The following is an 8,880-nucleotide window of genomic DNA, read 5'->3' on the forward strand; positions in this document are numbered from 1 at the left end:
CGCGGCAAACCCGTCAGCTTCGAGTCGCCTCTGGCGGCGTTGCAGTCCGGGATCGCGATGATCCATCAGGAACTCAACCTGATGCCGCACATGAGCATCGCCGAAAATATCTGGATCGGCCGTGAACAGCTTAATGGCCTGCACATGGTCGACCATAAAGAGATGTACCGTTGCACGGCAGAGCTGCTTGCACGCTTGCGCATCAACCTTGAGCCACAAGACCTAGTCGGTACGCTGAGCATCGCCGAGCGGCAAATGGTCGAAATTGCCAAGGCGGTGTCGTACGACTCAGACATCTTGATCATGGACGAACCTACATCCGCTATCACCGAGAAAGAAGTCGCTCACCTGTTCTCGATCATTGCTGACCTCAGGGCCCAGGGTAAGGGCATCATTTACATCACGCATAAAATGAACGAAGTGTTCAGCATTGCTGATGAAGTGGCCGTATTTCGCGACGGCGCTTACATCGGCTTGCAGCGTGCCGACAGCATGGATGGCGATAGCTTGGTGTCGATGATGGTTGGCCGAGAACTGAGTCAGCTGTTCCCCGAGCGTGAACCACCCACGGGCGAGTTGCTGCTCTCAGTCCGTGACTTGCGTCTGGACGGCGTGTTCGATGGCGTTTCATTTGATCTGCACGCCGGGGAGATTCTCGGTATCGCCGGGTTGATGGGCTCTGGCCGAACCAATATCGCCGAAACCATTTTCGGCATCACTCCTAGTGACGGTGGCGAGATTCAGCTCGACGGTGTCAGCGTGCGGATCACCGATCCCAACCTTGCGATCAAAAAAGGTTTTGCTCTGTTGACCGAGGATCGCAAACTCAGCGGCTTGTTTCCCTGCCTGTCGGTGCTGGAAAACATGGAAATGGCGGTCATACCGCATTACGCCGGCGGTGGTTTTATTAAGCAGAAAGCCTTGCGCACCTTGTGCGAGGAAATGTGCCAGAAGCTCCGGGTAAAAACCCCGTCGCTGGAGCAATGCATCGACAACCTGTCTGGTGGCAATCAGCAAAAAGCCTTGCTGGCCCGCTGGTTGATGACCAATCCGCGCATCTTGATTCTCGACGAGCCCACCCGTGGCATCGACGTTGGCGCCAAAGTAGAGATCTATCGACTGATTACCTTCCTGGCCAGCGAAGGCATGGCAGTGATTATGATTTCTTCGGAATTGCCTGAAGTGCTGGGCATGAGCGACCGCGTCATGGTGATGCACGAGGGCGAGATGATGGGCATGCTCGACCGTGGCGAGGCGACCCAGGAACGGGTGATGCACTTGGCTTCTGGTAATTCGATTCACTAGCGGGTCGACGCCGCAGATAGAGGAATAACCGCTATGAACGCAATTCTGGGAAACAAACCTGCCGCCGTCCCGGCCAAGTCGAAACGGCGTCTGCCCACCGAGCTGAGCATTTTTCTGGTGCTGATCGGCATCGGCCTGGTCTTTGAGGTGTTTGGCTGGATCGTTCGTGATCAGAGCTTTCTGTTCAACTCACAGCGTCTGGTGCTGATGATCCTGCAAGTCTCGATCATTGGTTTACTGGCCATCGGCGTAACTCAGGTGATTATCACCACGGGTATCGACTTGTCCTCGGGGTCGGTGTTGGCGCTGTCTGCGATGATCGCTGCAAGCTTGGCGCAAAGTTCGGATTACACCCGAGCGGTGTTCCCGTCGCTCACTGACTTGCCGGTCTGGATACCCATAGCTGTGGGCTTGGGTGTGGGGTTGCTGGCAGGAGCCATCAACGGCAGCATCATTGCGATCACCGGTATTCCGCCGTTTATCGCGACATTGGGCATGATGGTCTCGGCCCGTGGCTTGGCGCGCTTTTATACCTCGGGCCAACCGGTGAGCATGCTCAATGATTCCTACACGGCTATCGGTCAGGGAGCGATGCCGGTCATTATCTTCCTGGCAACAGCGGTGGTGTTCCATATTGCCCTGCGCTACACCAAATATGGCAAGTACACCTACGCCATTGGCGGCAATATGCAGGCGGCGCGTACGTCCGGCATTAACGTCAAGCGGCATTTGATCATCGTCTACAGCATCGCGGGTTTGCTGGCGGGTCTGGCAGGTGTCGTGGCATCGGCGCGGGCAGCCACAGGGCAGGCAGGCATGGGTGTGTCCTACGAGCTGGACGCGATAGCCGCGGCAGTTATCGGTGGCACCAGTCTGGCGGGCGGGGTAGGGCGCATCACCGGCACTGTCATCGGCGCGCTGATTCTGGGCGTCATGGCCAGCGGCTTCACGTTTGTCGGGGTTGACGCGTATATTCAGGACATCATCAAGGGCCTGATCATCGTCGTCGCGGTGGTGATCGCCAGTACCGCAACAAGCGCAAAATCAAACGCTGATCGCAGCATTCTCTCCGGGGCCAGCTCTGGCCCCTGTAGGCAAGATACACATTGCCCGACATCTTCGTAATGCCCCACCAAGGAACTCAACCCCGGCCTTGAGGGTCAGACCGTCACTTGGACCTCGCACAGAGTCCGACCGGTGGTCAAAAAGTCTCTTTCTGATAGTCTTTAGCAACTTGTTGAGCAAAAACGATTCAATTAGGTTGCTGTAGCCACTGCCCGGCCTTAGACTGCCGGCCCTCATAAATTGAGTGCCAGGTGGCGCTTGGAGACTATGGCGCTTTTTCGGCAACGCTGAGTCGCTCCCTAATTCGCCCTAATGCACGTATTTTTTATAGAGAAATAAATGACAAAGGACAAGTTGCTGGCGATGCCGGCCGATGACTACATGAACGCAGAGCAGCACGGCTTCTTCGTTGAGCTGCTGCAAGCCATGAAAGTCGAGATCCACGCGCGTATCGATCAGAGCCGTATCGCTATCGAAAGCCTGGACACGCCTGCCGACCCTGCCGATGCGGCTTCGGTCGAAGAGGAGCGTCATTGGTTGGTCAATATCATTGACCGTGACCAGCGCATGCTTCCGCAACTGGAAATGGCCCTTTCGCGCATTGGCGATGACAGCTTCGGCTGGTGTGAAGACAGCGGCGAGGCTATTGGCCTCAAGCGCTTGCTGATCAGCCCGACCACCAAGTACTGCATCGAAGCCCAAGAGCGTCACGAGCAGATCGACAAGCACCAGCGTCAAGCCTGATTGGCCTGATAACCGGCAGTGGTTCTGCAGGGGGCATCTGGATGTCCCCAGTAGTTATCCGCTGGCTGCATGCTCCTTTTGTGACGCGGGCTCATTGCGCGGTGTTCGTCCCGCCAAAGTTACAACTAACGACTCATAGCTAATGGCCAATGTCTGGCGTTTAATGCAGGCATAACAACCATAAGCGCAAATGGGTGACGAACATGGCTGGAGATGGACTTCTCATTGGAACGCTGGTGTCGCAGGCGCACGCCTCGAACGGCACACCGACCCCGAACACTCCCCTCGGCGCCGCTCGCTGGTTGACTCCTCTGCTGCAAAGCGTCGTGCTGTGCTTGTTGCTCCTGGCAATGGCGTTGCTTGGCCTGTCGGTTTATATCTGCCTGCCGCTGGCACTGGTCCTGATCTGGCTGCCTCGCCTGTTGACCTCGCAACCCACGTCAGTGGTTACCTCCAACAGCAGCGACAGTATTGCCGAATTGACTCGCGATCTGTCGTACGCCACAAGCCACAACGCGTTGTCTGCTGCCAGCGTGGCGTTTTCAGTGGGTCAACTGGCGAGCAAGGTCCAGTCACAACTGGACGCGGCAGAGCAGATTGTCAGCAGCGCAGACGTCATTATCGCCACTGAACAGGTAACCACGCAGCTCAGCCAGCAAGCGTTAAGCGCCGCCAGTGAAGCCCGCCAAAGTAGCGATGCCGGCCGCAGCGTATTGGCCGAGTCCATCAGCCGCATGCACCAGTTGAGCGCGCGCGCCGTCAACAGCCGCGAGCTGATCGAGGCGCTCAACCAACGCAGCGCGGATATCCAGCGCGTTACGCTGGTCATCCAGTCAATTGCCAGTCAAACCAACTTGTTGGCGCTGAACGCGGCCATCGAAGCCGCACGTGCCGGTGAACATGGCCGTGGTTTTGCTGTGGTTGCCGATGAAGTGCGCGGTTTGGCGGGGCGTACCGCTGGCGCGACCGAAGAGGTCGGTCAGATGGTAGCGGATATTCAGCAACGCACCGGGCAAGTGGTCGAGCAGATAAGGCAGCTGTCCAGTGACCTGGACACAGGCGTGGAGCAAGTCGAGCGAACGGGTCAGCATTTGGAAAACATTGCACGGTTAGCGGCCGGAGTGGAAAGCCAGATCGGCGAGATAGCGGCGGGTGCGCAAACTACTCAGAAGCAATTGGGCAGCCTGTTCGTCGCCGTCGAACAAATGCGCGGTGATTTGGCCATTAGTGACGAGCAAACCCAGCAATTGGCGAAAGCCGCAATGCAGATGGAAGGGCAGGCCGAAACCATTAGTCAACGGTTGGCGCAGGTTGGGCTGGACGACTATCACCAGCGAATTTACGACTTGGCCCGTGAGGGTGCGCTTCAAATCTGCGCTCAATTCGAAGCCGACATCGAGCAAAGAAAGATCAGCCTGGAAGATTTGTTTGACCGCAGTTACCAGCCAATCCCTAAAACATCGCCCCCCAAGTTCCAGACGCGGTTTGATCGATACACCGATCAGGTACTCCCCGCGATTCAGGAACCGTTGTTGCTGCGTCACGAGGGGCTGGTGTTCGCTATCTCATGTACACCACAAGGTTACGTGCCGACACATAACAACGTATTCAGTCAACCGCTGACTGGAGACATTAAAATCGACACCGTACAGAACCGCACCAAGCGCAAATTCGATGACCGCACGGGCATACGTTGCGGCAGTCATCAGCAGCCAGTACTGCTGCAAACCTACACCCGCGATACCGGTGAATTGATGCATGATCTCTCGGTTCCGATCATGGTCAAGGGCCGTCATTGGGGTGGTCTGCGTTTGGGCTATAAACCCGAAGATCAGCCACCGTCGAAGCGTGGCTAGAAGGTGCCAATTTGCAGGGCGTTTAAGTTAGAGGCAGGTATTAAATCCTTCGTTTACGTGGGAAATTTCTGAAATACAGTGATGGTCTTGACGTCGGTTCGTGGCTGAGCAAGCTGGTTTAAATCAACAGTAATTATTGATTTAAGCAGTCTAATCCTCAGCTGCATTCCACAGGCATAACATCATGGGTTCACTCTTTAAAATTTCACGGGCAGCGTACGGCGCTCAGGTTCAAGTGAGAGGCGTTACGGTGCGTATCGGCCTGTTCTTCGATGGAACAGGCAACAACAGGACCAACAGCCAGATCGCTGCCGATTGCCGTGCCCAGGCACAGATCAATGACAATGCTCATACCGCCGCTTGTGCTGGACGGCATGATAATTTGGCAAGCAGTTACGCTAATGATGTAACAAACATTGCACGCTTGTGCGAGCTCTACTCCTTACGACTCAAAGCGCAGGAGTCGGCTGGCGGCCTGTGTGTCTCTGTGCCGATTTATATCACTGGCATAGGGACAACCTCCGGCAAGCAGGACTCAGTGTTGGCTGGGCAGAGTTTCGGGCGCGGTTCAACAGGTGTTCTTGCAAAAGTCGCTTCGGCAATCAAACTCGTCCGTGATGCGCTCATGGCCTTCCGGGAAAATAATCCGGGATGCGTTATCGACGGGCTGGAATTTGACCTGTTCGGATTCAGTCGGGGGGCAGCGGCGGCTCGACATTTCGCCAATGAAGTACTGAAGCAGCAAAGCGGTGCGCTGAGTCCTTTGGTCAAGCTAAAGAGCATCGCATGGGGGCACGAGTTTGCTTGGCAGGCAGGCAGCGTTCGATTGAAAGTGATTGGTCTGTTTGACACGGTTGCGGCGATCGGGAGTGTTTCCGACCTGGGCAATATCAGGGACGCCGATAGTGGCCAGATCAACATCTACCTGCCGCCGGGCTGTGCGCAGCAAGTGCTGCAACTGGTTGCCGGTGACGAGCAGCGGCGCAACTTCCCGCTCAATAGCGTGATGCCAGGTTGGCCGAAAGAAGTTGTGCTGCCGGGCAGTCACTCTGATATCGGCGGTGGGTATCATCTGAATATTCGCGAAAAACTGCTGCTGACCCGACCTCGGCGCAGTGTTGTTGCCTCAAATACACGCTTCCATGCAACCTCCGCCTGGCGAGAAAGCCAGGCGGATCTTCAGGCGTTGGATACCTGTGAATGGCTCGATCCGATGGATGCGAACGCGTCGTTATTTATTGATTGCCAGGAAAACTACCCCAACGTGGGTAGTGACACCGTCGGGGTGAAGGCCGTTTTGGCAGCGGTGAGTATCAACCGCCGTGTCTATGGTCATCTCTCTCGGATATACCTGCGGGTGATGCACGAATTGGCTGTCGCCGAGGGCGTGCCGCTGGATCCCGTGCCTGACAGCCCGGCGCTGGGGCTGGTGCCGGAGTTAGAGGTGATCGCAGAGAAACTGATTACTTATGCCAAGGGCGGCCCTGATACGCTGGACGAAGGCGAGCGACGTCTGTTGCGTAGGCGCTATATACACACCTCTGCGCATTGGTGTGCCTTGGTAGGCACTGGGGCAAGCCGCAGTCGAGCGATCTTTGTGCATGCCCCAGAGCCAGGGGGCAGGGTGTTCCATCCTAATGTCGGCCAGCGAGGCTATCCGCAGTAAGGGCAGGGCTGACCTTCTAAACGAGTTTGTTACCGGTGATGTAACGGAGCTATGCAGGGGATAGCTTTTTCCCTCGCACACTAAACACTAAGATGGCTGCATCGTTTAGTGGGTAATGAATCCTCGGGAGAACGCTCATGCACAGTAAACTCGATGTGGCCGTCATGATCGGAAGTGGTGTCCCCCCTTCAATTCTCGCCATGGGACAGCGTATTTGCTGGGTGGTCTTGCTTAACGGCGAGCGGCGCGGAACAGCGTTCGCCAGTCGCAGCGACGCTGAAGAGTGCCGCTCGGCTTGGGCCGCGCAGTTGTCGTCAATAGCCGCTTAAGCGCTGAGATCAGCGTTTAAGCTACTTGGATTCGTGCAGCAATACATTCAACTCATCGACTACCGGCGCCCAATCAGCGTCCATGCGCAATTCATCTTTGAGGAATTCGGCCTGTTCTGGTGCCCAGAATTCGGCGTCTACCAGTTTGACGTTTTCTGGCAATGGCCCATGACGCTGAACGAATGCGTCAATGCTAGCTTGGTCGGAATCGAGGCCCAGTTGTTCAAACAAGGTTTGCAAGGTGGGTGTGGTCAGTTCCATGTCATCTCCGTGGCGGGCAAATAACCCGTTTAATTGGCAGAAACCACGCTCAAGCCGTGGCAAAGCATCAGAGGCGGTGACCCGGCAAGAGTTCGGATGGAGATACCCGCAGTTCACTATTCAATTCACAAAAGATCTCGGGGCTAGCGTATACCTCTGTAGACCTTCGGCAGCTCTTGCGAGCCAAGCGCGCCCGCGTCTACAGCCAGTTTCAGTTCCTTGGCGGATTCTTTTGCAGCTGTCGCGGCGACATCGGCGGTTTTAAACCAGCGGTCTTTTTCAACCTGATGATAGCTGATGGCGTGTTTCCCTTCCTTGGCGCGCATTACGATCACCGCTTGGTACTCGCCTTCGACTTCTCTGGATTCTCCCCAGATGAAGAATTCGCCGATATCAAATTCAGTCACTATTACCTTCCCATGGATGACGATTTGCTACGCTATGGCGCGCTGATGCATCGCCTGTAGTCTTGGATGTGCGCGAGTATGGCAGTTGTTGGCCTGTTCAGGCGTGGTTTAGCGTTAACGATGACGAATGACACCTGGCTAAATCGCCCCGTTGGGCATCTTCTGTCTTGTTCTGACCTATTCTCTAGCACGACAGTTGCCGTACAGTGGACGAAAGGTATATATCCGTAGGGCGCTGCTAGCCGGTAGAATTGCGTTCTTTAATCCTCTGGATTACCGCCCGATACTCCAAGGCCGCCCCTAGTCTGATTTCCTGCACGGCTGGAATCGCTATAGCGGAACGCTGGCCGTGTGGATCGACATCCGTTTTCTGTGGCGCCCGACACTATCGGGCAAGCTCATTTTTCAAGCTCGAGGATTTTTCATTGGCAGTCAGTAACCTGGACATGCACGCACTGTTCGTACTTGGCGATCTTCGCGCCAAGTTGGTCAAGCAATTCCAATCCCGTTTTGTTTATGTCACGGAGCAGAACGCCGAAGGCATTTACATCGCTGAAATTGACACTGAAACCGCGCTGGTGGTGGATGACAAACCCCGGCTTGAACTCAAAGTAGGCGATCATTTTCGCGCCGCTGTATTGCCCAGCCGAGAAGGCGGTAAGTTCGAACTGAAATTTCGCGATATCAAGTTGACGGTTTACGGCTTGGGCGAATATGCCTATGTCGACACCGTAGACGGGCACGGTATCTTGTTTAAGGAAGGTCAAACTGTCGTGACTGTGTTCGCCGCTCACGAGCAGTTGCAAGGCACGCTGACCAAGACGTTGAAAGCTGTCACTGGCAAAGCTGCGAAGTGGCGTAAGGGCGAACTGACCTTCAAGGCCAGCGAGTAATCGGCTTAACTTCCGCCGTCGCTGCCTTCTCCACTGACTTCCGGCGGTACATCATCGCCGGCCATGCGTTTACGAAACAGCCCGGTGCGTGCCAATAGCAATGTCGTAACCGGCATCGTGATCGCCAGCAATATTGGAATCAGCCAGGCATGCAGTACAGGTCCGGACTTTAACGCTGAGAAATAAATGATCGAAGCCAGCGCCACTAGCCACGCGCCCAGCGTGGAGGCCAATGCTGGCGGGTGCATTCTCTGGAAGAAGTCTTTCATCCTCAGCAGGCCGAGGGCGCCGGTTAAGGCAAACAAGCTGCTGGCAAGTAACAGCAGTGCGGTAATCACTTCGACCCATAACGGC

General features: G+C 55.7%; 9 protein-coding genes and 1 pseudogene. 7 read left to right on the forward strand and 3 right to left on the reverse strand.

What is annotated here, in order from left to right:
• The 6 genes and pseudogenes from M0974_RS14030 to M0974_RS14055 all read left to right on the forward strand — a co-directional run.
• Window positions 1–1,305 (forward strand): sugar ABC transporter ATP-binding protein (locus M0974_RS14030; protein ID WP_297837610.1); only part of this gene is annotated, 1,305 nt, incomplete at its 5' end.
• Window positions 1,306–1,338: 33 nt separating this feature from the next.
• Window positions 1,339–2,360: pseudogene (locus M0974_RS14035) on the forward strand (ABC transporter permease).
• A 349-nt stretch (window positions 2,361–2,709) separates the two neighbouring features.
• On the forward strand, window positions 2,710–3,114 hold the full coding sequence (locus M0974_RS14040) for a TraR/DksA C4-type zinc finger protein (protein WP_297837612.1): 405 nt from the start codon (window positions 2,710–2,712) through the stop codon (window positions 3,112–3,114).
• Window positions 3,115–3,317: 203 nt separating this feature from the next.
• A complete protein-coding gene (locus M0974_RS14045; protein ID WP_297837614.1) occupies window positions 3,318–4,970 on the forward strand; it encodes a methyl-accepting chemotaxis protein in 1,653 nt (550 codons plus the stop codon).
• Between the two features lie 184 nt (window positions 4,971–5,154).
• Complete coding sequence (locus M0974_RS14050; protein ID WP_297837616.1) at window positions 5,155–6,636, forward strand: DUF2235 domain-containing protein; 1,482 nt, start codon at window positions 5,155–5,157, stop codon at window positions 6,634–6,636.
• 137 nt (window positions 6,637–6,773) lie between these two features.
• Window positions 6,774–6,965: a hypothetical protein gene (locus M0974_RS14055; protein WP_297837618.1), complete on the forward strand. Its 192-nt coding sequence runs from the start codon at window positions 6,774–6,776 to the stop codon at window positions 6,963–6,965.
• Window positions 6,966–6,986: 21 nt separating this feature from the next.
• Here M0974_RS14055 and M0974_RS14060 read toward each other — a convergent pair whose 3' ends face one another.
• Window positions 6,987–7,226, reverse strand: coding sequence for a DUF2789 domain-containing protein (locus tag M0974_RS14060; RefSeq protein WP_297837620.1), 240 nt, complete (start codon window positions 7,224–7,226; stop codon window positions 6,987–6,989).
• Window positions 7,227–7,369: 143 nt separating this feature from the next.
• Window positions 7,370–7,633, reverse strand: coding sequence for a hypothetical protein (locus M0974_RS14065; RefSeq protein ID WP_297837622.1), 264 nt, complete (start codon window positions 7,631–7,633; stop codon window positions 7,370–7,372).
• A gap of 425 nt (window positions 7,634–8,058) precedes the next feature.
• Between M0974_RS14065 and M0974_RS14070 the strand changes: the two genes are divergently transcribed.
• Complete coding sequence (locus M0974_RS14070; protein ID WP_297837625.1) at window positions 8,059–8,526, forward strand: hypothetical protein; 468 nt, start codon at window positions 8,059–8,061, stop codon at window positions 8,524–8,526.
• A gap of 5 nt (window positions 8,527–8,531) precedes the next feature.
• Here M0974_RS14070 and M0974_RS14075 read toward each other — a convergent pair.
• Window positions 8,532–8,880: Na+/H+ antiporter subunit G (locus M0974_RS14075; protein ID WP_297837627.1), on the reverse strand; the 349-nt coding region annotated here is incomplete at its 5' end.

The sequence above is a fragment of the Pseudomonas sp. genome (assembly GCF_026224925.1).
In the GTDB taxonomy this organism is placed as follows: domain Bacteria; phylum Pseudomonadota; class Gammaproteobacteria; order Pseudomonadales; family Pseudomonadaceae; genus Aquipseudomonas.